The sequence below is a fragment of the Enterobacter sp. H2G27 genome, assembly GCF_054403075.1.
Map to the genome: position 1 here is coordinate 446,272 of NZ_JBSVSI010000001.1, position 25,788 is coordinate 472,059.

Sequence of the window (25,788 nt, forward strand, 5' to 3'; positions counted from 1 at the left end):
TTAAACTGAATCTATACTCAATATTAATCTTTTTTTGCCGAGCTATTTGGCTTGGTATTATGGTTTTATCGAGGTATTGTTGTAAAAGAGAGAATTTAAATGAAATTACTACACCGTTTCTTTAGCAGTGAGGCGTCCGGTGGCGTGATCCTGATTATTGCCGCAGCGGCCGCGATGGTGCTGGCTAACCTTGGCATCACGCAGGATCTCTACCATGTATTTCTGGAAACGCCCGTTGAGCTGAAGGTCGGGGCGCTGGAAATTAACAAGAACATGCTGCTGTGGATCAACGATGCGCTAATGGCGGTGTTCTTCCTGCTGGTGGGGCTTGAGGTTAAGCGTGAGCTGGTACTGGGCTCGCTAGCCAGCCGCCAGCGCGCGGCGTTCCCGGTCATTGCCGCGCTCGGTGGGATGGTGGTGCCGGCGCTGCTCTTCCTGGCATTCACCTGGCAGGATCCGATTGCACGTCACGGCTGGGCGATCCCGGCTGCGACGGATATCGCCTTTGCGCTCGGTGTCTTAGCCTTACTCGGTAGCCGCGTGCCGGTAGCCCTGAAAATCTTCCTGATGGCGCTGGCGATCATCGATGACCTGGGCGCCATTGTGATTATCGCGCTGTTCTACACCAGCGATCTGTCGATCCTGTCCCTGAGTGTCGCTGCCGGGGCGATTGCGGTGCTGGCGCTGCTGAACATCTTTAATGTGCGCCGTATTGGAATCTATATCCTGGTGGGGATGGTGCTGTGGACGGCGGTGCTGAAATCCGGCGTGCATGCCACGCTGGCAGGGGTAATCGTCGGCTTCCTCGTGCCGCTTAAGCCGCAGGACGGCAAGTCGCCCGCTAAGCAGCTGGAGCATGTGCTGCACCCGTGGGTCGCCTTTATGATCCTACCCCTATTTGCGTTTGCCAACGCCGGGGTTTCGCTGGGCGGGGTGACGCTGGACGGGCTGACGTCCGTGCTGCCGCTGGGCATTATTGCCGGGCTGTTTATCGGTAAGCCGCTGGGTATTAGCCTCTTCTGCTGGCTGGCGACGAAGCTGAAGCTGGCGTCATTGCCGCACGGCACAACCTTTGGTCAAATTATGGCCGTCGGCGTGCTGTGTGGAATCGGGTTTACGATGTCGATCTTTATCTCGACCCTTGCGTTTGGCGCGCATGCGCCTGAGCTTATCGTCTGGGCTAAACTCGGCATCCTCATCGGGTCATTACTGGCCGCGGTAATCGGTTATACCTTGTTGAAGGTGAAGTTATCCGGACAGGCCGTCCGGGCATAACGGAACACCGGGAGGAGGCGATCCTTCTCCCGATATATACTCAGGGAGAGAAGACGCGATGTCTCATTTAAATTACAACCATCTGTACTACTTCTGGCACGTCTATAAGCAGGGCTCGGTGGTGGGAGCGGCAGAAGCGCTCTATCTGACGCCGCAAACCATTACCGGGCAAATCAAGGCGCTGGAAGAGCGTTTGCAGGGCAAGCTGTTCAAGCGTAAGGGGCGTGGGATTGAACCCAGCGAACTGGGCGAGCTGGTGTTTCGCTACGCGGACAAGATGTTCACCCTGAGCCAGGAGATGCTGGATATTGTCAACTACCGCAAAGAGTCGAACCTGCTCTTTGACGTGGGCGTGGCGGATGCGCTGTCCAAACGGCTGGTGAGCGGCGTGCTGGACGCGGCGGTGGTTGAAGATGAACAAATTCATCTGCGCTGCTTTGAATCCACCCACGAGATGCTGCTGGAACAGCTAAGCCAGCACAAGCTGGATATGATTATCTCGGATTGTCCGATTGATTCCACCCAGCAGGAAGGGCTGTTCTCGGTAAAAATTGGCGAATGCGGCGTGAGCTTCTGGTGCATTAATCCGCCGCCGGAAAAACCGTTCCCCGCGTGCCTTGAAGAGCGCCGCCTGCTGGTGCCGGGAAGGCGCTCAATGCTGGGACGCAAGCTGCTGAACTGGTTTAACTCGCAGGGGCTAAAGGTCGAAATTCTCGGAGAGTTTGACGATGCGGCGCTGATGAAAGCCTTTGGCGAAGCGCATAACGCCATCTTCGTTGCGCCGACGCTGTACGCGCACGATCTCTATTCGGACGATAAGATTACGGAGATAGGCAGAGTGGATAACGTGATGGAGGAGTATCACGCCATATTTGCCGAAAGGATGATTCAGCACCCGGCGGTGCAGCGAATCTGTAACCGTGACTACTCGGCGCTGTTTACGCCACCGGCAATCTGAAGGCATAAAAAAACCCGCGTTAAGCGGGTTCTTTAAACAAGCAACAACAAGTAGCGATTAAGCCAGTTTGTTGATCTGCGCGGTCAGGTTTGCTTTATGACGCGCTGCTTTGTTTTTGTGGATCAGACCTTTAGCAGCCTGACGATCCACGATTGGTTGCATTTCGTTAAATGCGTTCTGCGCTGCAGCTTTGTCGCCTGCTTCGATTGCTGCGTATACTTTCTTGATGAAAGTACGCATCATAGAGCGACGGCTTGCGTTGTGCTTACGAGCCTTTTCAGACTGAACGGCACGTTTCTTAGCTGATTTGATATTAGCCAAGTCCAACTCCCAAATATGTTCTATGTGGACAATTCAAAGGCCGAGGAATATGCCCTCTTTGCCTTCTTTTGTCAATGGATTTGTGCAAATAAGCGCCGTTAATTAGCGACGCTACGTTACGTAGTGATGGCGCAGGATTCTACCAGCTTGTCTTCCCTGAATACAGCCTTTCGGCATAAAAATCGCAGTTCACGAGCAGATTTTTTCGCTGCGAAAGGTCAGCCTGATGAAATCATTACGGCTTTCTGTTTTGCGCGAACAATCGCCGGTTAACCTTAACCGCTGTACAAGGTATACTTTGGCGATTTTCACTGTTTTGAGCCAGACATGAAGCTGATACGCGGCATACATAATCTCAGCAGCGCACCGCACGGGTGCGTGCTGACTATTGGTAATTTCGACGGCGTGCATCGTGGTCATCAGGCGCTGTTGCAGGGATTGCGTAAAGAAGGGGAGGCCCGCGGCCTGCCTGTTGTAGTGATGATTTTCGAGCCGCAGCCGCTGGAGCTGTTCGCGGGCGATAAATCTCCCGCCCGCCTCACTCGCCTGCGCGAGAAGTTGCGCTATCTGGCGGAGTCCGGCGTGGACTATGTATTGTGTGTACGTTTCGATCGCCGCTTTGCCGCGCTGACAGCACAAAATTTCGTCAGCGACCTGCTGGTTAAGCGCCTTGGCGTGCAGTTTCTCGCCGTGGGCGATGATTTCCGCTTTGGCGCTGGTCGTCAGGGCGATTTCTTGCTATTACAGAAGGCTGGTCTGGAGTACGGTTTTGACGTCACCAGCGCGATGACCTTCTGCGAAGGCGGCGTGCGCGTCAGCAGCACGGCGGTTCGCCGGGCATTGGCCGATGATGAACTGGATACGGCTGAAACCCTGCTGGGGCATCCGTTTACTATCTCTGGCCGCGTGGTCCATGGCGATGCGCTGGGCCGCACGATAGGCTTCCCGACGGCGAATATACCGCTGCGTCGTCAGGTTTCCCCGGTTAAAGGGGTTTATGCGGTGGAAGTGGCAGGACTGGGCGATAAGCCGTTCTACGGCGTCGCCAACATTGGCACGCGTCCGACCGTCGCGGGTGTGCGTCAACAGCTAGAAGTGCACCTGCTGGACGTTGTAATGGACCTGTATGGTCGCCATATAGATGTGATACTGCGTAAAAAAATACGCAACGAGCAGCGATTTGGTTCGCTGGATGAACTAAAAGCGCAAATTGCGCGAGATGAATTGACGGCCCGCGAGTTTTTTGGGCTTTGAACCCGGCTTAACTGCCTACGTGATAAATACGGAACCGAGAATCTGATGAGTGACTATAAATCAACCCTGAATTTGCCGGAAACAGGGTTCCCGATGCGCGGCGATCTCGCCAAGCGCGAACCGGGAATGCTGGCGCGTTGGACCGATGATGACCTGTACGGCATCATTCGTGCAGCCAAAAAAGGCAAAAAAACCTTCATTCTGCATGATGGCCCTCCATATGCGAATGGCAGCATTCATATTGGTCACTCGGTTAACAAGATTCTGAAAGACATTATCGTGAAGTCCAAAGGGCTCACGGGCTATGACTCGCCTTACGTTCCAGGCTGGGACTGCCACGGTCTGCCAATCGAGCTGAAAGTGGAGCAAGAGTTCGGCAAGCCGGGTGAGAAGTTCACCGCCGCCGAGTTCCGTGCGAAGTGTCGCGAATATGCAGCCACGCAGGTCGACGGTCAGCGCGCTGACTTCATCCGTCTGGGCGTGCTGGGCGACTGGTCGCACCCGTACCTGACCATGGATTTCAAAACTGAAGCCAACATCATCCGTGCGCTGGGCAAAATCATCGGTAACGGTCACCTGCACAAAGGCGCTAAGCCGGTGCACTGGTGCGTGGACTGCCGCTCTGCGCTGGCAGAAGCGGAAGTGGAGTATTACGACAAAACTTCCCCATCTATCGACGTGGCGTTCCATGCCGTCGATCAGGATGCGGTGAAGGCTAAATTTGGCGTCTCCTCGGTAAACGGCCCGATCTCTCTGGTGATCTGGACCACCACCCCGTGGACTCTGCCTGCCAACCGTGCGATCTCCCTGTCCGGTGAGTTCGAATACGCACTGGTGCAGATTGACGGTCAGGCGGTTATCCTGGCGAAAGATCTGGTTGAGAGCGTGCTGAAGCGCGCGCATATCAGTGACTACACCGTGCTGGGCACCGTGAAAGGTGACGCCCTGGAGCTGATGCGCTTCAAGCACCCGTTCCTGGACTTCGACGTTCCGGCGATCCTGGGCGATCACGTGACGCTGGAAGCGGGTACCGGTGCGGTGCATACCGCCGGTGGCCACGGTCCTGACGACTACAACATCAGCCTGAAGTACGGTCTGGAAATCGCTAACCCGGTCGGCCCGGACGGTTCTTATCTGCCTGGCACCTACCCGGCGCTGGATGGTATCAACGTCTTCAAAGCGAACGACATTATCGTCGACATGCTGCGTACCAGCGGCGCGCTGCTGCACGTAGAAAAAATGCAGCACAGCTATCCGTGCTGCTGGCGTCACAAGACCCCGATCATCTTCCGTGCGACCCCGCAGTGGTTCGTCAGTATGGATCAGAAAGGCCTGCGCGAGCAGTCTCTGAAAGAGATCAAAGGCGTGCAGTGGATCCCTGACTGGGGCCAGGCGCGTATCGAATCCATGGTAGCTAACCGTCCTGACTGGTGTATCTCCCGTCAGCGTACCTGGGGTGTACCGATGTCTCTGTTCGTGCACAAAGAGACGCAGGAACTGCACCCAAATACCCTGGAACTGATGGAAGAAGTGGCGAAGCGCGTCGAAGTTGACGGCATTCAGGCTTGGTGGGATCTCGACGCCCGCGACATCTTGGGCGCTGATGCAGATAACTACGAGAAAGTGCCGGATACCCTGGACGTGTGGTTCGACTCCGGGTCGACCCACTCCTCCGTGGTTGACGTGCGTCCGGAATTCGCCGGTCACGCTGCCGATATGTATCTGGAAGGGTCGGACCAACACCGCGGCTGGTTCATGTCATCTCTGATGATCTCCACCGCCATGAAGGGTAAAGCGCCTTACCGTCAGGTACTGACTCACGGCTTCACCGTGGATGGTCAGGGCCGTAAGATGTCCAAATCTATCGGTAACACCGTTTCTCCGCAGGATGTGATGAACAAACTGGGCGCAGACATCCTGCGTCTGTGGGTGGCGTCGACCGACTACACCGGCGAAATGGCGGTGTCTGACGAGATCCTGAAGCGTGCTGCCGACAGCTATCGTCGTATCCGTAACACCGCGCGCTTCCTGCTGGCGAACCTGAACGGGTTCGATCCGGCAAAAGACATGGTTAAACCGGAAGAGATGGTGGTGCTGGACCGCTGGGCGGTAGGCTGCGCGAAAGCGGCGCAGGACGATATCCTGAAAGCCTATGAGTCTTACGACTTCCACGAAGTGGTGCAGCGCCTGATGCGCTTCTGCTCCATCGAGATGGGCTCGTTCTACCTCGACATCATCAAAGACCGCCAGTACACCGCGAAAGCGGACAGCGTGGCGCGTCGTAGCTGCCAGACCGCGCTGTTCCACATCGCAGAAGCGCTGGTACGCTGGATGGCGCCGATCATGTCCTTCACCGCGGATGAAATCTGGGGCTATCTGCCTGGCGACCGTGAGAAGTATGTCTTCACGGGTGAGTGGTACGAAGGTCTGTTCGATCTCTCCAGCACCGAAGCGATGAACGATGCCTTCTGGGACGAGCTGCTGAAGGTGCGTGGCGAAGTGAACAAGGTTATCGAGCAGGCGCGTGCAGACAAGAAAGTCGGCGGCTCTCTGGAAGCGGCAGTCACGCTGTACGCTGAACCGGAGCTGGCGGCGAAGCTGATCGCGCTGGGCGATGAATTACGATTTGTCCTGTTGACCTCCGGTGCGAAAGTTGCGGATTATGCCGAGGCTTCTGCTGATGCTCAGCAGAGCGAACTGCTCAAAGGACTGAAAGTCGCGCTGAGCAAAGCCGACGGTGAGAAATGCCCGCGTTGCTGGCATTACACTACCGATGTCGGTCAGGTGGCGGAACACGCAGACATCTGCGGACGCTGTGTAAGCAACGTCGCCGGTGACGGCGAAAAACGTAAGTTTGCCTGATGAGTAAAACTCTCTGTTCAACAGGACTGCGCTGGCTGTGGCTGGTTGTGGTGGTGCTGATTATCGATCTGGGCAGCAAATTCCTGATCCTCCAGAATTTTGCTCTGGGCGAGACGGTCCCGCTGTTCCCGTCGCTTAACCTGCACTACGCGCGTAACTACGGCGCAGCCTTTAGTTTCCTTGCCGACAGCGGTGGCTGGCAGCGCTGGTTCTTTGCAGGTATCGCTCTCGGTATCTGCGTGATCCTGGCGGTGCTGATGTACCGCTCGAAGGCCACGCAAAAGCTGAATAACATCGCCTACGCGCTGATCATTGGCGGCGCGCTGGGCAACCTGTTTGACCGCCTGTGGCACGGCTTTGTGGTCGATATGATTGACTTCTACGTCGGCGACTGGCATTTCGCGACCTTTAACCTGGCCGATACGGCAATTTGTATCGGTGCGGCGTTAATCGTGCTGGAAGGCTTCTTGCCTAAACCGGCTGCGAAAGAGCAGGCGTAACACACTCGCCCGGTGGTGTAATGCCACCGGGCAAAACAAGCGAGCAATTTGCATGTCTAAATCCGTACAGAGCAACAGCGCGGTTCTCGTTCACTTCACGCTGAAGCTGGATGACGGCTCTACGGCCGAATCCACCCGCAACAACGGCAAACCGGCCCTGTTTCGTCTTGGTGATACCTCCCTGTCTGAAGGTCTTGAGCAGCAGCTTCTCGGTCTGAAAGAGGGTGAGAAAAAGGCCTTTTCGCTGGAGCCGGATGCCGCGTTTGGCGTGCCGAGTCCGGACCTGATCCAGTATTTCTCGCGCCGCGAGTTTATGGATGCAGGTGAACCGGAAATCGGCGCGATTATGCTCTTTACCGCTATGGACGGCAGCGAAATGCCTGGCGTGATCCGCGAAATCAACGGTGACTCTATTACCGTTGACTTCAACCATCCGCTTGCCGGGCGTACCGTTCATTTTGATGTTGAAGTGCTGGAAATCGATCCTGCACTGGAGGCCTGAAATGCAGATCCTGTTGGCTAACCCGCGCGGCTTCTGCGCCGGTGTAGACCGCGCTATCAGCATTGTTGAAAACGCGCTGGAGATTTACGGCGCGCCGATTTATGTGCGTCACGAAGTGGTGCATAACCGCTATGTTGTCGATAGCCTGCGCGAGCGCGGCGCAATCTTTATTGAGCAGATCAGCGAAGTACCGGACGGTGCGATCCTGATCTTCTCCGCGCACGGTGTCTCGCAGGCGGTCCGTAACGAAGCAAAAAGCCGCGATCTGACCGTATTCGATGCTACCTGTCCGCTGGTGACAAAAGTGCATATGGAAGTGGCGCGCGCCAGCCGTCGTGGTGAAGAGTCGATTTTGATTGGCCATGCCGGTCATCCGGAAGTCGAAGGCACCATGGGCCAGTACAGCAACCCGGAAGGGGGGATGTATCTGGTTGAGTCGCCTGAAGATGTCCTTACGCTGAACGTGAAAAACGAAGCGCGTCTGTCGTTTATGACCCAGACGACGCTCTCCGTAGACGATACCTCAGACGTGATTGACGCCCTGCGTCAGCGCTTCCCGAAAATCGTCGGCCCGCGTAAGGATGATATCTGCTACGCAACCACTAACCGTCAGGAAGCGGTGCGCGCGCTGGCTGAAAAGGCGGATGTGGTGCTCGTGGTCGGCTCCAAAAACTCATCTAACTCCAACCGTCTGGCCGAACTGGCGCAGCGCATGGGGAAAATGGCTTTCCTGATTGATGACGCGTCGGACATTCAGGAAGCGTGGGTTAAAGACGCGGCCTGTGTCGGCGTGACGGCAGGGGCGTCTGCGCCAGATATTCTGGTTCAGAACGTCATTTCCCGTCTGCAGGAGCTGGGCGGCGGCGAAGCGGTGCCGCTGGAAGGACGTGAAGAGAACATCGTTTTCGAAGTCCCGAAAGAACTGCGCATCGACGCCCGCGAAGTTGAATAGTCCTTTTTCTGATGAAAGGCCAGCACCTCCTGTGCTGGCCTTTTTTTTACCCGTTACTTTATCGTGACGACAAAATCATGTCTTTTACTGATATTTAAGTCGGTTTCACGTTAAATTCTAATTATCGGTGTTTTCAGTTGGCAGTGCTTCTCAAGGCTGGTTAATCTGAAAACGGTTTACATCATTTTAACGTAAGAGAATAACTATGCATGATGCACAGATCCGTGTCGCCATTGCGGGCGCGGGTGGACGTATGGGCCGTCAGCTTATTCAGGCGGCACTTCAGATGGATGGCGTAGCGCTTGGCGCGGCACTGGAGCGTGAAGGTTCTTCGCTTCTGGGGACCGATGCCGGTGAGCTGGCGGGCGCTGGCCACACGGGCGTTACCGTGCAAAGCAGTCTGGAAGCGGTAAAAGAGGACTTCGATGTATTCATCGATTTTACCCGCCCGGAAGGGACGCTTACGCATCTGGCGTTTTGTCGTCAACACGGCAAGGGGATGGTGATCGGCACCACCGGTTTTGACGATGCGGGCAAGCAGGCTATCCAGGATGCATCAAAAGAGATTGCGATTGTCTTCGCGGCAAACTTCAGCGTGGGCGTTAACGTCATGCTGAAGCTGCTGGAGAAGGCCGCGAAGGTGATGGGCAATTATACCGATATCGAGATTGTAGAAGCTCACCACCGTTACAAGGTTGATGCGCCATCTGGCACGGCGCTGGCGATGGGCGAAGCGATTGCTCATGCACTTGATAAAGATTTAAAAGACTGCGCGGTCTATACCCGCGAAGGCTACACCGGCGAACGCGTACCTGGCACCATCGGTTTCGCAACCGTGCGAGCGGGTGACATCGTCGGCGAACACACGGCGATGTTCGCCGATATTGGCGAACGTGTCGAAATTACGCATAAAGCCTCAAGCCGAATGACGTTCGCCAACGGCGCCGTACGTTCCGCTTTGTGGCTTAAAAGTAAGAAAAGCGGTCTTTTTGATATGCGAGATGTGCTCGATCTCAACAATTTGTAAGTATTATTACCCATCGTGATGTGGTTATTGCAGTCGTAATTGTTTGATTGCATAGGGCAATATTTTATTGCCCTTTTATTTTATCTGTTTCATGTGTTATTTTTAATTAAGCCTCTAAATTTATATATCTTGTAGCGTTTTAACGTTACTGAAATGTAAATTTTGACCATCCGGTCCACTTTTTCATGCTCCAACACGACATTTTTTATTAAACCAGGCGCGCAAGCGTTTTCCGCGGTGATTTACCTGATCTTTTTGTCACTTAAGCCGCATTACTCTCACCAGGGCTGCAAAACACTAAACAAAATATCCGTTTTAAGTTGACTTTTACCCACCAAATCTCCAGAATGCCGCCGTTTGCCAAAAATCCGCTGGCAACACATTTGCATTGATTCATGATACGGTTATGAATTAATATGCAAATAAAGTGAGTGAATATTCTCTGGAGGGTGTTTTGATTAAGTCAGCGCTATTGGTTCTGGAAGACGGAACCCAGTTTATCGGTCGGGCCATAGGGGCAACAGGTTCGGCGGTTGGGGAAGTCGTTTTCAATACTTCAATGACCGGTTATCAAGAAATCCTCACTGATCCTTCCTATTCTCGCCAAATCGTTACTCTTACTTATCCTCATATCGGCAATGTCGGCACCAATGCGGCTGACGAAGAATCCTCTCAGGTACATGCGCAAGGCCTGGTCATCCGCGACCTGCCGCTGATAGCCAGCAACTTCCGCAATACCGAAGATCTTTCTTCTTACCTGAAGCGCCATAACATCGTGGCGATTGCCGATATCGATACTCGTAAGCTAACGCGTTTGCTGCGCGAGAAGGGTGCACAGAACGGCTGCATCATCGCGGGTGATAACCTCGATGCGACGCTGGCGCTGGAAAAAGCGAAAGCCTTCCCTGGCCTGAACGGCATGGACCTGGCGAAAGAAGTGACTACTGCTGAAGCCTACAGCTGGACTCAGGGTAGCTGGACGCTGGAAGGCGACCTGCCGGAAGCGAAAAAAGAGAGCGAGCTGCCGTTCCACGTGGTGGCCTACGATTTCGGCGCCAAGCGCAACATCCTGCGCATGCTGGTTGACCGCGGCTGCCGCCTGACGGTGGTTCCGGCACAAACGTCTGCCGAAGACGTGCTGAAGATGAATCCGGACGGTATTTTCCTGTCCAACGGTCCTGGCGACCCGGCGCCGTGTGATTACGCCATCGCCGCCATCAAGTCCTTCCTGGAAACCGACATCCCGGTATTCGGCATCTGCCTCGGCCATCAGCTGCTGGCGCTGGCTAGCGGTGCGAACACCGTTAAGATGAAGTTCGGCCACCACGGTGGTAACCACCCGGTGAAAGACATCGATAACAACACGGTGATGATCACCGCGCAGAACCACGGCTTTGCCGTCGATGAAGCCTTAATGCCGGCTAACCTGCGCGTGACCCATAAGTCGCTGTTCGATGGCACCCTGCAGGGTATCCACCGTACCGATAAGCCAGCATTCAGCTTCCAGGGCCACCCTGAAGCCAGCCCGGGGCCACACGACGCCGCGCCGCTGTTCGATCACTTCATCGAACTTATCGAGCAATACCGTAAGACAGCTAAATAATCAGGAGCCGAGAAGACAATGCCAAAACGTACAGACATAAAAAGCATCCTGATCCTTGGCGCTGGCCCGATCGTGATCGGCCAGGCCTGCGAATTCGACTACTCCGGCGCGCAGGCGTGTAAAGCCCTGCGCGAAGAGGGTTACCGCGTTATCCTGGTGAACTCCAACCCGGCAACCATCATGACCGACCCCGAAATGGCAGATGCAACCTACATCGAGCCGATTCACTGGGAAGTGGTGCGTAAAATCATCGAGAAAGAGCGTCCGGACGCGGTGCTGCCAACCATGGGCGGCCAGACGGCGCTGAACTGTGCGCTGGAGCTGGAGCGTCAGGGCGTGCTGGAAGAGTTCGGCGTGACCATGATCGGTGCGACCGCCGACGCCATTGATAAAGCAGAAGACCGTCGCCGCTTCGACGTGGCAATGAAGAAAATCGGCCTCGACACCGCGCGCTCCGGTATCGCACACAATATGGAAGAAGCGCTGGCCGTTGCCGCTGAAGTGGGTTATCCGTGCATCATCCGTCCATCGTTCACCATGGGCGGCACCGGCGGCGGTATCGCCTACAACCGTGAAGAGTTCGAAGAGATTTGTGAGCGCGGTCTGGATCTCTCCCCAACCAAAGAGCTGCTGATTGACGAGTCGCTGATTGGCTGGAAAGAGTACGAGATGGAAGTGGTGCGTGATAAAAACGACAACTGTATCATCGTCTGCTCCATCGAAAACTTCGATGCGATGGGTATCCACACCGGTGACTCCATCACCGTTGCGCCAGCCCAGACCCTGACCGACAAAGAGTATCAAATCATGCGTAACGCCTCGATGGCGGTACTGCGTGAAATCGGCGTGGAAACCGGCGGTTCTAACGTGCAATTCTCGGTTAACCCGAAAACAGGCCGCCTGATTGTTATCGAAATGAACCCGCGCGTGTCCCGTTCCTCCGCGCTGGCCTCTAAAGCGACCGGCTTCCCGATTGCGAAAGTGGCGGCGAAGCTGGCGGTGGGTTACACCCTCGACGAGCTGATGAACGACATCACCGGTGGCCGCACGCCTGCGTCCTTCGAGCCGTCCATCGACTACGTTGTGACCAAAATTCCTCGCTTCAACTTCGAGAAATTCGCGGGCGCGAACGACCGTCTGACCACCCAGATGAAATCTGTCGGTGAAGTGATGGCGATTGGCCGCACCCAGCAGGAATCCCTGCAAAAAGCGCTGCGCGGCCTGGAAGTGGGCGCGACCGGCTTTGACCCGAAAGTGAGCCTGGACGACCCGGAAGCGCTGACTAAAATCCGCCGCGAGCTGAAAGACGCGGGCGCAGAGCGTATCTGGTACATCGCCGATGCCTTCCGTGCGGGCCTGTCCGTGGACGGCGTGTTCAACCTGACCAACATCGACCGCTGGTTCCTGGTGCAGATTGAAGAGCTGGTCCGTCTGGAAGAACAGGTTGCCGAGCTGGGCATCACCGGCCTGGACGCTGACTTCCTGCGCGTGCTGAAGCGTAAAGGCTTCGCAGACGCGCGTCTGGCTAAGCTGGCGGGCGTGCGTGAAGCAGAAATCCGCAAGCTGCGCGACCAGTACAACCTGCACCCGGTCTACAAGCGCGTGGACACCTGTGCGGCTGAATTCTCGACCGACACCGCGTACATGTACTCCACCTATGAAGACGAGTGCGAAGCGAACCCGTCAGTCGACCGCGACAAGATTATGGTGCTGGGCGGCGGTCCAAACCGTATCGGCCAGGGCATCGAGTTCGACTACTGCTGCGTACACGCCTCGCTGGCGCTGCGCGAAGACGGTTACGAGACCATCATGGTCAACTGTAACCCTGAAACGGTTTCTACCGACTACGACACCTCTGACCGCCTCTACTTCGAGCCGGTTACCCTGGAAGACGTGCTGGAAATCGTGCGCATCGAGAAGCCAAAAGGCGTTATCGTGCAGTACGGTGGCCAGACCCCGCTGAAGCTGGCGCGCGCGCTGGAAGCGGCAGGCGTACCGGTTATCGGTACCAGCCCGGATGCGATTGACCGTGCGGAAGACCGCGAGCGTTTCCAGCAGGCGGTTGACCGTCTGAAGCTGAAACAGCCGGCGAACGCCACCGTGACCGCTATCGAACAGGCCGTTGAGAAGGCGAAAGAGATTGGCTACCCGCTGGTGGTGCGTCCTTCCTACGTGCTGGGCGGCCGCGCGATGGAAATCGTTTATGACGAAGCCGACCTGCGTCGCTACTTCCAGACCGCAGTGAGCGTTTCCAACGATGCGCCAGTGCTGCTTGACCGCTTCCTCGACGACGCGGTGGAAGTAGACGTTGACGCCATCTGCGATGGCGAAATGGTGCTGATTGGCGGCATCATGGAGCATATCGAGCAGGCAGGCGTGCACTCCGGCGACTCCGCCTGTTCTCTGCCAGCGTACACCCTGAGCCAGGAGATTCAGGACGTGATGCGCCAGCAGGTGCAGAAGCTGGCCTTCGAGCTGCAGGTTCGCGGCCTGATGAACGTCCAGTTCGCGGTGAAAGACAACGAAGTCTACCTGATTGAAGTCAACCCGCGTGCGGCACGTACCGTACCGTTCGTCTCCAAAGCCACCGGCGTACCGCTGGCGAAAGTGGCGGCGCGCGTGATGGCGGGCCAGACGCTGGCGCAGCAGGGTGTGACCAAAGAGATCATTCCACCGTACTACTCGGTGAAAGAAGTGGTGCTGCCGTTCAACAAATTCCCGGGCGTTGACCCGCTGTTAGGGCCAGAAATGCGCTCTACCGGTGAAGTGATGGGCGTGGGCCGCACCTTTGCCGAAGCGTTCGCGAAGGCGCAGCTGGGCAGTAGCTCTACCATGAGAAAATCAGGCCGTGCGCTGCTCTCCGTTCGCGAAGGCGACAAAGAGCGCGTGGTTGACCTGGCCGCCAAGCTGCTGAAACAGGGCTTCGAGCTGGACGCAACCCACGGTACGGCGATTGTGCTGGGTGAAGCCGGCATCAATCCGCGTCTGGTGAACAAGGTGCATGAAGGTCGCCCGCACATTCAGGACCGTATCAAGAATGGCGAATACACCTACATCATCAACACTACCGCAGGCCGCCAGGCGATTGAAGACTCCAAGCTGATTCGCCGCAGCGCGCTGCAGTACAAGGTGCACTACGACACCACCCTGAACGGCGGTTTCGCAACGGCTATGGCGCTGAACGCGGATGCCACCGAGAAGGTGATTTCAGTGCAGGAAATGCACGCGCAGATTAGCAAGTAAGTAAAAATGCCCGGTGCCGTTCGGCTGCCGGGCATTCTCCCCATCTTCAGAACCTTCTGGTTTTTCATCCGCTTTCAGTCAGTTAGCCTAAAATGGTTAGGTCGATAACGAAATTCAACTGAGAGCAGGGGAAAACACCATGCAAAATAAATTACTGATCGCTTCCGTTCTGGCTGCTACGGCAATGTTTACCGTTGCGGGCTGTTCGTCTAATCAGGCCGTAAAAACCACCGATGGCAAAACCATCGTCACCGACGGCAAACCGCAGGTGGATGACGATACCGGTCTGGTGTCGTACAAAAACGCCGAAACCGGCCAAACCGAGCAGATTAACCGTGACCAGGTGAAATCCATGGGCGAGCTGGATAACTAATTCAGAATTCTGACGTAAGCCCGTCAATAATATTCACTATTAGCCTGTTGAATTACTGACTACACTCTTTTGTTAAAAGAAAGCAGTAACAACAGGCTAATCAATGATTCTGATAATTTATGCCCATCCTTATCCGCAGCACTCGCATGCGAATAAGCGGATGCTTGAGCAGGTAAGGACGCTTGATAACGTAGAGATACGTTCCCTCTATCAACTTTATCCCGATTTTAATATCGATATCGCCGCCGAGCAGGAGGCGCTTTCTCGTGCCGATCTGATTATCTGGCAGCACCCCATGCAGTGGTACAGCACGCCCCCGCTGCTGAAACTGTGGATTGATAAAGTCTTCTCCCACGGCTGGGCGTATGGACACAACGGCCATGCGCTAAAAGGGAAAAGCCTGATGTGGGCGGTCACCACCGGCGGTGGGGAAAGCCATTTTGATATCGGTTCCTTCCCGGGTTTTGACGTCCTGGCGCAGCCGCTGCAGGCGACAGCGCTTTATTGCGGTCTGAACTGGCTCCCGCCTTTTGCGATGCACTGCACGTTTGTTTGCGACGATGAAACGCTGCAGGCGCAGGCTCGCCATTATAAACAACGCTTACTTGAGTGGCAGGAGACGCACCATGGATAGCCATACGCTGATACAGGCGCTGATTTACCTCGGCGCGGCGGCGCTGATTGTGCCCGTGGCGGTACGCCTGGGGCTGGGCTCTGTTCTCGGCTATCTGATTGCGGGCTGCGTCATTGGGCCGTGGGGCTTTCGACTGGTCACGGATGCCGAGGCGATTCTTCATTTTGCTGAAATCGGCGTTGTGCTGATGCTGTTTGTGATTGGCCTGGAGCTCGATCCCCAGAGGTTGTGGAAGCTTCGCGCCTCGGTATTTGGCGGAGGGGCACTGCAGATGGTGGCCTGCGGCCTGCTGCTGGGTGGGTTCTGCATCCTGCTGGGCATGGACTGGAAAGTGGCAGAGCTCATCGGCATGACGCTGGCGCTCTCCTCAACGGCTATTGCCATGCAGGCGATGAACGAGCGAAATCTGACGGTATCCCAGATGGGACGTAGCGCGTTCTCGGTGCTGCTGTTCCAGGACATTGCCGCTATTCCGCTGGTGGCGATGATCCCGCTGCTGGCAGCCAGCGGTTCCTCTACAACGCTGGGCGCTTTCGCGCTGTCCGCACTGAAGGTGGCGGGCGCGCTGGCGCTGGTGGTGCTGCTTGGCCGTTACGTGACCCGCCCGCTGCTGCGGTTTGTTGCCCGTTCAGGCCTGCGCGAAGTGTTCAGCGCCGTGGCGCTGTTCCTGGTGTTTGGCTTTGGTCTGCTGCTGGAAGAAGCCGGGCTGTCGATGGCGATGGGGGCGTTCCTCGCAGGCGTCCTGCTGGCGAGCTCGGAATACCGTCACGCGCTGGAAAGCGATATCGAGCCGTTCAAAGGGTTGCTGCTGGGGCTGTTTTTCATCGGCGTGGGGATGTCCGTCGACTTCGGCACGCTGGTGACGCACCCGCTGCGGATCGTCATCCTGCTCGTCGGCTTCCTGATCATTAAAATGGTAATGCTGTGGCTGATTGCGCGTCCGCTGAAGGTTCCAAATAAGCAGCGCAGCTGGTTTGCGGTTCTGCTGGGGCAGGGGAGCGAATTTGCGTTTGTGGTTTTTGGCGCTGCGCAGATGGCAAACGTGCTCGATCCCGAGTGGGCGAAAGCGCTGACGCTGGCGGTCGCGCTCTCGATGGCCGCAACGCCCGTTCTGCTGGTGGTGCTGACGCGTCTGGAAAAATCGGGTAGCGAGCAGGAGCGCGAAGCCGATGAAATTGACGAAGAACAGCCGCGCGTCATTATTGCCGGATTTGGCCGCTACGGGCAGATCGTTGGCCGTCTGCTGCTGTCCAGCGGGGTGAAGATGGTTATCCTCGATCACGACCCCGACCATGTCGATACTCTGCGTAAATTTGATATGAAGGTATTTTACGGCGATGCGACCCGCGTCGATCTATTGGAATCCGCCGGTGCGGCCAAAGCGGAGGTATTGATTAACGCGATTGACGATCCGGAGACCAGCATGCAGATGGTGGAAATGGCGAAAGAACATTTCCCGGATCTGACCATTATTTCCCGTGCCCGCGATGTGGATCATTATATCCGTCTCAGGCAAGCGGGCGTAGAAGCCCCTGAGCGTGAAACCTTCGAAGGCGCGCTGAAATCTGGCCGTATGGCGCTGGAAAATCTGGGGCTCGGCGCGTATGAAGCGCGCGAGCGGGCGGACCTGTTCCGCCGCTTTAACACCGAGATGGTCGAAGAGATGGCGGCGATGGCCGGGAGTACGGCCACCGAGCGCGCGGCGGTGTTTAAACGCACCAGCGCCATGCTGACGGAAATCATTAACGAGGACCGTAATCACCTGTCGCTGATCCAGCGTCACGGCTGGCAGGGCACGGAAGAGGGCAAGCATACCGGCGATCCGTCTGACGAACCGGAGAGTAAACCTTCCGCGTGAAGTGGAGTTGCCAGCAATATTAAAAAATTTCTTTATCTTTACTCTGCCGCCAGTCGACGAAAGATTAAGCTTTCCGTATAGTGGCGGCAATTTTTTGCATCCGGGAAATTTTCAATGATCAGTCTGATTGCAGCGCTGGCGGTGGACCGCGTTATCGGTATGGAAAATGCCATGCCGTGGAACCTGCCTGCCGATCTCGCATGGTTTAAACGTACTACGTTAAACAAGCCGGTAGTGATGGGCCGCCTGACCTGGGAGTCGATTGGTCGTCCATTGCCGGGCCGTAAGAATATCGTTATCAGCAGCCAGCCGGGCACTGACGATCGCGTCGAATGGGTAAAATCAGTCGACGAGGCAATTGCTGCATGCGGCAATGCCGAAGAGATCATGGTGATCGGCGGTGGGCGCGTGTACGAGCAGTTCCTGCCAAAAGCGCAGAAGCTGTATCTGACCCACATTGATGCAGAAGTGGAAGGGGATACTCATTTCCCGGACTACGATCCGGACGAGTGGGAATCGGTATTTAGTGAATTCCACGACGCGGATGCACAGAACTCCCACAGCTACTGCTTCGAGATTCTGGAACGTCGTTAAGTGATTTTCCCTCTCCCGGCCGGGAGAGGGAATAGCGTATCAGGAGGCGACTGCCTCGCCTTTTCCTAAGTCCAGCTGTCGGTTGGACGGCTGCACAAAGTAAGCTTTATCTTCCCAGCGTAAACAGGTTAACTCTCCGCCCCAGCAGCATCCGGTATCCAGACCGTAAATCCCTTCCGGCGTTCCTTTTCCTTCCAGTGCCGCCCAGTGACCAAATACCACGCTGTACTCGCTTGTCACCGGCCCCGGAATGGCAAACCACGGTTTCAGCGGAGCGGGCGCACTTTCCGGCGTCTCTTTGGAATACATGTCCAGCTGTCCGTTCGGGAAGCAGAAGCGCATGCGGGTAAAGGCGTTGGTGATAAAGCGTAGACGGGCCAGACCGCTGAGATCCTCGCTCCAGTGGTTCGGCATATCGCCGTACATGGCATCGAGGAAGAAAGGATACGAGTCGCTTGCCAGCACCGCCTCAACGTCGCGCGCGCAGGTTTTCGCCGTCTCAAGATCCCATTGCGGGGTGATCCCGGCATGCGCCATGACCAGCTTTTTCTCCTCGTCGACCTGCAGCAGCGGCTGACGGCGAAGCCAGTTAATCAGATCGTCCGCGTCCGGCGCATCCAGCAGCGGAGTGAGGCGATCTTTAGGTTTGTTGCGGCTGATCCCGGCGAACACCGCCAGCAGATGCAGATCGTGATTGCCCAGCACCATGCGGACGCTGTCGCCCAGCGATTTGACGAAACGTAATACTTCAAGGGAGCCGGGGCCACGCGCGACTAAATCGCCCGTCAGCCAGAGCGTGTCCTGTCCTGGCGTAAAGTCGACCTGTTTTAATAATGCGATCAGTTCATCGTAGCAACCGTGAACGTCGCCAATCAGATATGTAGACATTAGATTAATGAATAAGTGTGGTTACGGCGAGACGGAACACGGGAATGGCAACGCGGAAATCATTGCCATCGACATCGACCATTTCATAATGGCCCTGCATCGTACCCATCGGCGTTTCAATCACCGCGCCGCTGGTGTACTGGTACTCTTCGCCAGGGGCGATGTGGGGCTGTTCACCGACCACACCTTCACCCTGAACTTCGATTTCGCGGCCATTGCCGTTGGTGATAAGCCAGTAGCGTCCGCGCAGCTGCACGGGCGTCCGCCCCAGATTGCGAATGGTCACGGTGTAAGCAAAGACAAAACGTTCTTCGTCCGGTGATGACTGTGATTCAACATAGACGCTTTGTACATGGACACATACGCGGGGCGAATCAATCATGGCTTAACTCTCCTTCGGCGGCGCATTATCGCTGATGTAATTAGCCAGCTTGCAGTATTGCTCTACGGAAATGTTCTCCGCACGCATTGCCGGGTCGATTCCCAGTTCGGCTAACACCTCAACGGTAAAGGAATTGCTGAGGCTGTTACGGATCGTTTTACGACGCTGGTTAAAGGCTTCAGTGGTAATGCGGCTCAGTACACGCAGATCTTTAACCGGATACGGTTTCGTTTTGTGCGGTACAAGGCGCACAACCGCTGAATCCACTTTCGGTGGTGGTGTGAACGCTGACGGCGGTACTTCGAGTACCGGGATCACGTTGCAGTAATATTGTGCCATCACGCTTAAACGACCATACGCTTTACTGTTCGGGCCTGCAACCAGACGGTTAACAACCTCTTTTTGCAACATGAAGTGCATGTCGGCAATGGCATCAGTATAGCTAAAGAGGTGGAACATGAGCGGCGTGGAGATGTTGTACGGCAGGTTGCCGAAGACGCGCAGCGGCTGGCCCATTTTTTCCGACAGTTCGCCAAAGTTCATGGTCATGGCGTCCTGCTGATAGATGGTCAGCTTCGGCCCAAGGAACGGGTGCGTTTGCAGGCGAGCGGCCAGATCGCGGTCCAGTTCAATGACGGTCAGCTCGTCAAGGCGTTCGCCTACCGGCTCGGTCAGCGCGGCAAGGCCCGGGCCGATTTCGACCATCGCCTGACCTTTTTGCGGATTAATAGCCGAGACAATGCTTTCGATCACGAACTGATCGTTAAGGAAGTTTTGCCCGAAACGTTTACGGGCTAAGTGGCCCTGATGGACTCGATTAGTCATTGAGTATTAACAATCATTTTGATGGCGAGATTAAGCGCCGTAATAAAACTGCCGACATCCGCTTTCCCCTGGCCTGCCAGATCCAGCGCAGTACCGTGGTCAACGGACGTTCGAATAAAGGGTAAACCGAGGGTGATATTCACCCCGCGGCCAAAGCCCTGGTATTTTAGCACGGGCAGGCCCTGATCGTGGTACATCGCGAGCACGGCGTCGGCATTATCCAGGTATTTCGGCTGGAAAAGAGTATCTGCAGGCAGCGGCCCGCTGAGGTTCATCCCCTTCGCCCGCATTTCGTTGAGCACCGGAATAATGGTGTCGATCTCTTCGGTGCCCATGTGCCCGCCTTCGCCGGCGTGCGGATTCAGGCCACAGACCAGCACATGCGGCTGCGGTATCCCAAACTTTGTCTGCAGATCGTGGTGCAAAATCCCGATGATCTCGCGCAGGAGTTCAGGGGTGATCGCATCAGGAATGGCTTTGATCGGCAGATGGGTGGTCACCAGCGCAACGCGCATTTCCTCCGTCGCCAGCATCATCACCACTTTCGGGCTACGTGAGCGCTCTTCGAAGAACTCCGTATGCCCGGTAAACGGTATACCCGCTTCGTTGATGACGCCTTTATGGACGGGACCGGTAATAAGGGCGGCAAATTCGCCCTTCAGGCAACCGTCGCAGGCGCGCGCCAGGGTTTCCACGACATAGTGGCCGTTTTCCGTGCTGAGTTGTCCCGGAATAACCGGTGTACGAAGCGGAACAGAAAGAAGGGTGAGTGTACCGGCTTGCTGCGGTGCAGGCTGTTGGCCTTCAACGTAAGGGATAAGCGTTAAAGGCAGACCGAGCAGCGTTGCCCGGTCTTGTAACAGTGTTGCATCGGCGCAGACAACCAGTTCTACAGGCCAGCTGCGCTGGGCGAGCTGGACAACGAGGTCAGGCCCAATCCCGGCGGGTTCGCCGGGCGTGATAACAACACGATGCTGTTTCATTAGTTGCTCAGAATTTTCACGTATGCGCTGGCGCGTTGTTCCTGCATCCAGGTGGCTGCTTCTTCAGAGAACTTACGGTTAAACAGCATACGGTAGGCTCTGTCTTTCTGTGCCGCATCCGTTTTATCAACGTTACGGGTGTCCATCAGCTCGATCAGATGCCAGCCAAACGAAGAGTGGACAGGCGCGCTGATCTGGCCTTTGTTCAGCTTCATCAACGCATCGCGGAAGGCAGGATCGTAAATATCCGCAGCCGCCCAGCCCAGATCGCCGCCCTGGTTAGCAGAGCCTGGATCCTGAGAGAACTCTTTTGCTGCCTTCGCAAAAGAGGTTTTACCGCTCTTAATGTCTGCTGCAATCTGTTCCAGCTTCGCACGCGCCTGATCGTCAGTCATGATCGGTGACGGTTTCAGAAGAATGTGGCGAGCGTGAACTTCGGTGACGGAGATATTTTGGCTCTGGCCACGCAGATCGTTCACCTTCAGAATGTGGAAGCCCACGCCTGAACGGATTGGACCCACGATATCCCCTTTCTTCGCCGTGCTCAGCGCCTGGGCAAAGATGGATGGCAGCTCCTGAATACGTCCCCAGCCCATCTGGCCGCCTTTCAGCGCCTGTTGGTCAGCGGAGTAGGTGATAGCCAGCTTGCCAAAGTCTCCGCCGTTACGCGCCTGTTCGACAATAGAACGCGCCTGGCTTTCAGCTTCCGCAGCCTGATCGGAAGTTGGGTTCTCTGGCAGTGGGATCAGGATGTGGCTCAGGTTCAGCTCTGTGCTCGCATCGTTCTGGTTACCCACCTGTTTTGCCAGCGCGTCCACTTCCTGAGGCAGGATAGTCACGCGGCGACGCACTTCGTTGTTACGCACTTCCGAAATCAGCATCTCTTTACGGATCTGATTACGGTAGGTGGCGTAGCTGATGCCGTCATAGGCCAGACGGCTGCGCATCTGGTCTAAAGACATATTGTTCTGCTTCGCGATGTTAGCGATCGCCTGATCGAGCTGCTCGTCAGTGATCTTCACACCCATTTTCTGCCCCATCTGCAGAACGATCTGATCCATGATCAGACGCTCCAGGATCTGGTGGCGCAGCGTGGCGTCATCCGGAAGCTGTTGACCGGCTTCACCCGAATTGAGCTTCACCGATTTCATCAGACCGTCAACGTCACTTTCAAGCACGACGCCGTTGTTAACCACAGCAGCGACTTTATCAACAACCTGGGGGGCGGCGAAGCTGGTATTCGCAACCATAGCGACACCGAGCAGCAGCGTTTTCCAGTTCTTCATACTTTTTCCATTTCAATTAACCGCAAAGCGGATTACGTTGCAAATCAAGCACATTACAAGGCGCTACTGTACGGCAGAATATTCGAGCGCAGCATTTTCTGCGTACCCAGGCCGTAGTTGGAACTCAGGCCGCGTAACTCGAAGTTAAAGCCAATCACGTTATCGTATTTGCTCTGATTGTTTTCACTGTTCCAGCCGTTAAGCTTACGTTCGTAGCCGAGACGCAGCGCGTAACAGCAGGAGTTATACTGCAGGCCCACCATCTGGTCAGCAGCTTTATTGGCGTTAGTGTCGAAGTAGTACGCGCCTACGATTGACCAGCGGTCGGCGATTGGCCAACTCGCTGCGCCACCCACCTGCGAAATACCGTCTTTATACTGCTCGGCAGTACCATAGTTCGGTAGCGTCGCCTGAATATATTCCGGGCTGGCATAACGATAGGTCAACTGCACCATACGATCTTCATCCCGGCGATACTCAATCGCCGCCGTACTGTTGGCGATATTGTCGAGACGGGTGTCATATTGGACGCCGCCGCGCAGACCCCAACGATCGGTCATACGCCAGTAGGTGTCACCAGCCCAAATCAGCGAACCTGTCTTGTTATCTTTCTCCCACTTAATATTGTCATCGCCCGTGCGAGACTCGGTGAAATAGTAGATTTGACCAACAGAAACGTTAAAACGTTCAACGGCAGCGTCATCATAAACGCGCGATGTGACCCCGGTCGTTAACTGGTTCGCTGAGGCGATGCGGTCAAGACCGCCGTAGGTACGATCGCGGAACAGGCCGCTATAGTCAGATTGCAGTAAAGAGGAGTCGTAGTTATTGATGTTGCTCTGGTCGCGATAAGGCACGTACAGGTACTGCATACGTGGCTCCAGCGTCTGGGTATAGCCATCCGCCAGAAGTGCCATATTGCGTTCGAAGATCAGCTTACCGTCCATTTTGAACTGCGGAAGCGTACGGTTTACGGATTCCTCAAGATGGGCGTTGTTGCTGGTATTGTAATCATCAATATTTTTTTGCTGATAATGGGTCGCCATCAGCTTGGCTTCCGTGTTCAGGCTTGCCCAGTCATTCGACCATGGCAAGTTGATAACGGGCTCCAGGTGAACACGGGTGGCTTCCGGCATATTGGAATTGGTGTTCACAAAATGCACGGCCTGGCCATAAATACGAGTGTCGAACGGACCCACGTCATTCTGGTACCAGTTAACGTCCAGCTGAGGCTCGGCGCCATAGGTACTTGCCGTCTGGCTGGAGAATACCTGGAACTGTTTGTTGGTTACCGTCGCATCGAAGTTCTGAACCGCGTAGCCAACGCTGAAAATCTGTGTGGCATAACCATCGGTACTCGAACCGTATTTGGATGAGAAATCATTGAAGTAGTTCGGGTCACTGACTTTGGTGTAGTTGACGTTGAAACGCCAGACCTTGTCCATCACCCCGGAATGCTGCCAGAAATACATCCAGCGGTGCTTATCGCCTTCGGTTGGATGCTCGTCCTGGAAAACTTTATCCGACGGCAGATAATCCAGCTCCATCAGACCCGCACCGGCCTGGGTCAGATAGCGGAACTCGTTCTCCCACATGATGTTGCCGCGCTTGTGGATATAGTGCGGCGTGATCGTCGCATCCATGTTTGGCGCGATGTTCCAGTAATACGGCAGGTAGAACTCAAAGTAGTTCGTGGTGCTGTATTTGGCATTCGGGATCAGGAAACCGGAGCGACGTTTGTCACCCACGGGAAGCTGCAGATAAGGGCTATAGAATATGGGCACCGGACCCAGCTTGAAGCGGGCGTTCCAGATCTCTGCGACCTGTTCTTCGCGGTCATGGATAACCTCGCTCCCGACCACGCTCCAGGTATTTGAACCCGGCAGACATGACGTGAACGTACCGTTTTCCAGGATCGTATAGCGGTTTTCACCGCGCTGTTTCATCAGGTCTGCGTCACCGCGCCCCTGGCGACCCACCATCTGGTAATCACCTTTCCAGACGTTAGTATCTTTCGTATTCAGGTTTGACCAGGCTTTCGGACCTTTCAGGATGACCTGATTGTCGTCATAGTGCACATTACCCAGCGCATCCACCGTTCGTACCGGCTCGGCCGCACCTTCCGGTTGTTTCTGGTGCAGCTGCACTTCATCTGCCTGCAGGCGGCTATTGCCCTGGTTAATATCGACATTGCCCGTAAACGTGGCATTGTCAGGGTAAGTCCCTTTTGAACTGTCGGCAGTAATGGTTACCGGCAAGCTATTTGTATCGCCACTCACCAGTGGGCGATTATAACTTGGGACGCCAAGCATACACTGCGAGGCGAGATCGGCCGCCAGACCCTGTTGACTGTACAGGGCGGAGCCAATCATTGTGGCCAGGAGGGTGGGGATACGTTTTTTCATACGTTGTATTTTATTGTTCCGTCATCAGTGGCTACGGCTTATAAACGCTCAGAGACTATCTTACTCATCTGCGCAGTACCAGCGTTAATCCTGCCCGTTTGCGTGCCAGAGTGTTAGGCTCGCTATCGAATGACGAGTATGATAAAGCAAATTATAGGCGATGTCCTTCAATTGACCGTGACTTGAACACAGTGATGATGACGTTGCGTCGGCAAGGAATATGACTATCCGGGGAGTATATGCAGTATTGGGGTAAAATAATCGGTGTTGCGTTCGCCATCATCATGGGTGCCGGGTTCTGGGGAATTGTGCTGGGGCTTATTATTGGCCATATGTTTGATAAGGCGCGCAGCCGCAAAATGGCCTGGTTTGCCAATCAGCGCGAGCGTCAGTCACTCTTTTTCTCCACCACCTTTGAGGTCATGGGGCACTTAACCAAATCCAAAGGGCGTGTCACAGAAGCCGATATTCAGATTGCCAGCGTTTTTATGGATCGCATGAACCTGCACGGCGACTCCCGTCTGGAAGCGCAAAATGCGTTTCGCATCGGGAAATCCGATAACTATCCGCTTCGCGAAAAAATGCGTCAGTTCCGCAGCATCTGTTTTGGACGTTTTGATTTAATTCGGATGTTTCTGGAAATTCAAATCCAGGCGGCCTTCGCGGACGGTTCACTACACCCTAATGAACGTGACGTGCTGTACGTCATTGCGGAAGAGCTGGGCATCTCCCGCATGCAGTTCGACCAGTTCCTGCGCATGATGCAGGGCGGGGCACAGTTTGGCGGTGGCTATCACCAGCAGTCGTCCGGCGGTGCCTGGCAGCAGGCGCAGCGTGGTCCAACGCTGGAAGATGCCTGCAATGTGCTTGGCGTTAAGCCCTCTGACGATCAGACCACGATCAAACGTGCCTATCGTAAGCTTATGAGCGAGCACCATCCGGACAAGCTGGTCGCGAAAGGCTTACCGCCAGAAATGATGGAGATGGCAAAGCAAAAAGCGCAGGAAATTCAGAAAGCGTACGAACTGATTAAAGAGAAGAAAGGTTTCAAATAGAAAAAGCC

22 protein-coding genes and 1 pseudogene are annotated in these 25,788 nt (G+C 55.4%); 16 read left to right on the forward strand and 7 right to left on the reverse strand.

The window, feature by feature from the left end; all coding sequences use genetic code 11:
• The first annotated feature begins 99 nt into the window (after positions 1 to 99).
• Positions 100 to 1,275 (forward strand): Na+/H+ antiporter NhaA, encoded by a 1,176-nt coding sequence (gene nhaA, locus ACW9E7_RS02105; protein WP_248175355.1) that lies wholly within the window; start codon positions 100 to 102, stop codon positions 1,273 to 1,275.
• 58 nt (positions 1,276 to 1,333) lie between these two features.
• A complete protein-coding gene (gene nhaR / locus ACW9E7_RS02110; protein ID WP_032660752.1) occupies positions 1,334 to 2,233 on the forward strand; it encodes a transcriptional activator NhaR in 900 nt (299 codons plus the stop codon).
• 57 nt (positions 2,234 to 2,290) lie between these two features.
• On the opposite strand, the gene rpsT is transcribed toward nhaR, so the two are convergent.
• Positions 2,291 to 2,554 carry a 30S ribosomal protein S20 gene (gene rpsT, locus ACW9E7_RS02115; protein WP_003856458.1) on the reverse strand — a complete coding sequence of 88 codons (264 nt, stop codon included), beginning with the start codon at positions 2,552 to 2,554 and terminating at the stop codon, positions 2,291 to 2,293.
• A 101-nt stretch (positions 2,555 to 2,655) separates the two neighbouring features.
• Here rpsT and ACW9E7_RS02120 point away from each other — a divergent pair.
• From ACW9E7_RS02120 to folA, 13 genes and pseudogenes are all read left to right on the forward strand, one after another.
• Positions 2,656 to 2,874 (forward strand): annotated as a pseudogene (locus ACW9E7_RS02120) (DUF2575 domain-containing protein).
• A gap of 7 nt (positions 2,875 to 2,881) precedes the next feature.
• Complete coding sequence (gene ribF / locus ACW9E7_RS02125; RefSeq protein WP_032644021.1) at positions 2,882 to 3,808, forward strand: bifunctional riboflavin kinase/FAD synthetase; 927 nt, start codon at positions 2,882 to 2,884, stop codon at positions 3,806 to 3,808.
• Positions 3,809 to 3,853: 45 nt separating this feature from the next.
• Complete coding sequence (ileS, locus tag ACW9E7_RS02130; protein ID WP_115876466.1) at positions 3,854 to 6,670, forward strand: isoleucine--tRNA ligase; 2,817 nt, start codon at positions 3,854 to 3,856, stop codon at positions 6,668 to 6,670.
• Positions 6,670 to 7,170 carry a signal peptidase II gene (gene lspA / locus ACW9E7_RS02135; protein ID WP_033144602.1) on the forward strand — a complete coding sequence of 167 codons (501 nt, stop codon included), beginning with the start codon at positions 6,670 to 6,672 and terminating at the stop codon, positions 7,168 to 7,170. The genes ileS and lspA overlap by 1 nt, the downstream gene beginning before the upstream one ends.
• Positions 7,171 to 7,222: 52 nt before the next feature.
• On the forward strand, positions 7,223 to 7,672 hold the full coding sequence (gene fkpB, locus ACW9E7_RS02140) for an FKBP-type peptidyl-prolyl cis-trans isomerase (RefSeq protein WP_003856450.1): 450 nt from the start codon (positions 7,223 to 7,225) through the stop codon (positions 7,670 to 7,672).
• A 1-nt stretch (position 7,673) separates the two neighbouring features.
• The gene (ispH, locus tag ACW9E7_RS02145; protein WP_111964069.1) at positions 7,674 to 8,624 is read left to right on the forward strand and encodes a 4-hydroxy-3-methylbut-2-enyl diphosphate reductase; all 951 of its coding nucleotides are present in this window, start codon (positions 7,674 to 7,676) and stop codon (positions 8,622 to 8,624) included.
• A gap of 205 nt (positions 8,625 to 8,829) precedes the next feature.
• On the forward strand, positions 8,830 to 9,651 hold the full coding sequence (gene dapB / locus ACW9E7_RS02150; RefSeq protein WP_127729578.1) for a 4-hydroxy-tetrahydrodipicolinate reductase: 822 nt from the start codon (positions 8,830 to 8,832) through the stop codon (positions 9,649 to 9,651).
• Between the two features lie 454 nt (positions 9,652 to 10,105).
• Positions 10,106 to 11,254 (forward strand): glutamine-hydrolyzing carbamoyl-phosphate synthase small subunit, encoded by a 1,149-nt coding sequence (carA, locus tag ACW9E7_RS02155; protein ID WP_325814089.1) that lies wholly within the window; start codon positions 10,106 to 10,108, stop codon positions 11,252 to 11,254.
• An 18-nt stretch (positions 11,255 to 11,272) separates the two neighbouring features.
• Complete coding sequence (gene carB, locus ACW9E7_RS02160; protein WP_111964067.1) at positions 11,273 to 14,497, forward strand: carbamoyl-phosphate synthase large subunit; 3,225 nt, start codon at positions 11,273 to 11,275, stop codon at positions 14,495 to 14,497.
• Between the two features lie 139 nt (positions 14,498 to 14,636).
• Complete coding sequence (locus tag ACW9E7_RS02165; RefSeq protein WP_003856439.1) at positions 14,637 to 14,870, forward strand: YgdI/YgdR family lipoprotein; 234 nt, start codon at positions 14,637 to 14,639, stop codon at positions 14,868 to 14,870.
• Between the two features lie 103 nt (positions 14,871 to 14,973).
• Positions 14,974 to 15,504, forward strand: coding sequence for a glutathione-regulated potassium-efflux system oxidoreductase KefF (gene kefF, locus ACW9E7_RS02170; RefSeq protein ID WP_047173708.1), 531 nt, complete (start codon positions 14,974 to 14,976; stop codon positions 15,502 to 15,504).
• Positions 15,497 to 17,362 (forward strand): glutathione-regulated potassium-efflux system protein KefC, encoded by a 1,866-nt coding sequence (gene kefC / locus ACW9E7_RS02175; RefSeq protein WP_115876461.1) that lies wholly within the window; start codon positions 15,497 to 15,499, stop codon positions 17,360 to 17,362. The genes kefF and kefC overlap by 8 nt, the downstream gene beginning before the upstream one ends.
• A 114-nt stretch (positions 17,363 to 17,476) precedes the next feature.
• Complete coding sequence (gene folA, locus ACW9E7_RS02180) at positions 17,477 to 17,956, forward strand: type 3 dihydrofolate reductase (protein WP_008502023.1); 480 nt, start codon at positions 17,477 to 17,479, stop codon at positions 17,954 to 17,956.
• A 39-nt stretch (positions 17,957 to 17,995) separates the two neighbouring features.
• Here the strand turns inward: folA and apaH are convergent, their stop codons facing one another.
• From apaH to lptD, 6 genes are read right to left on the reverse strand one after another with little or no spacing between them, the layout of a single operon-like run.
• Positions 17,996 to 18,844, reverse strand: coding sequence for a bis(5'-nucleosyl)-tetraphosphatase (symmetrical) ApaH (gene apaH, locus ACW9E7_RS02185; RefSeq protein ID WP_458727189.1), 849 nt, complete (start codon positions 18,842 to 18,844; stop codon positions 17,996 to 17,998).
• A 4-nt stretch (positions 18,845 to 18,848) separates the two neighbouring features.
• Positions 18,849 to 19,226 carry a Co2+/Mg2+ efflux protein ApaG gene (gene apaG / locus ACW9E7_RS02190; protein WP_008502021.1) on the reverse strand — a complete coding sequence of 126 codons (378 nt, stop codon included), beginning with the start codon at positions 19,224 to 19,226 and terminating at the stop codon, positions 18,849 to 18,851.
• Positions 19,227 to 19,229: 3 nt separating this feature from the next.
• Positions 19,230 to 20,051: a 16S rRNA (adenine(1518)-N(6)/adenine(1519)-N(6))-dimethyltransferase RsmA gene (gene rsmA, locus ACW9E7_RS02195; protein ID WP_023310362.1), complete on the reverse strand. Its 822-nt coding sequence runs from the start codon at positions 20,049 to 20,051 to the stop codon at positions 19,230 to 19,232.
• A complete protein-coding gene (gene pdxA, locus ACW9E7_RS02200; protein WP_032660737.1) occupies positions 20,048 to 21,034 on the reverse strand; it encodes a 4-hydroxythreonine-4-phosphate dehydrogenase PdxA in 987 nt (328 codons plus the stop codon). The genes rsmA and pdxA overlap by 4 nt, the downstream gene beginning before the upstream one ends.
• A complete protein-coding gene (surA, locus tag ACW9E7_RS02205) occupies positions 21,034 to 22,320 on the reverse strand; it encodes a peptidylprolyl isomerase SurA (RefSeq protein ID WP_223581215.1) in 1,287 nt (428 codons plus the stop codon). The genes pdxA and surA overlap by 1 nt, the downstream gene beginning before the upstream one ends.
• A 53-nt stretch (positions 22,321 to 22,373) precedes the next feature.
• On the reverse strand, positions 22,374 to 24,725 hold the full coding sequence (gene lptD, locus ACW9E7_RS02210) for an LPS assembly protein LptD (protein ID WP_111964063.1): 2,352 nt from the start codon (positions 24,723 to 24,725) through the stop codon (positions 22,374 to 22,376).
• A 239-nt stretch (positions 24,726 to 24,964) separates the two neighbouring features.
• Here lptD and djlA point away from each other — a divergent pair, with 239 nt between their 5' ends.
• Complete coding sequence (gene djlA, locus ACW9E7_RS02215) at positions 24,965 to 25,780, forward strand: co-chaperone DjlA (protein WP_008502016.1); 816 nt, start codon at positions 24,965 to 24,967, stop codon at positions 25,778 to 25,780.
• Positions 25,781 to 25,788: the final 8 nt, after the last annotated feature.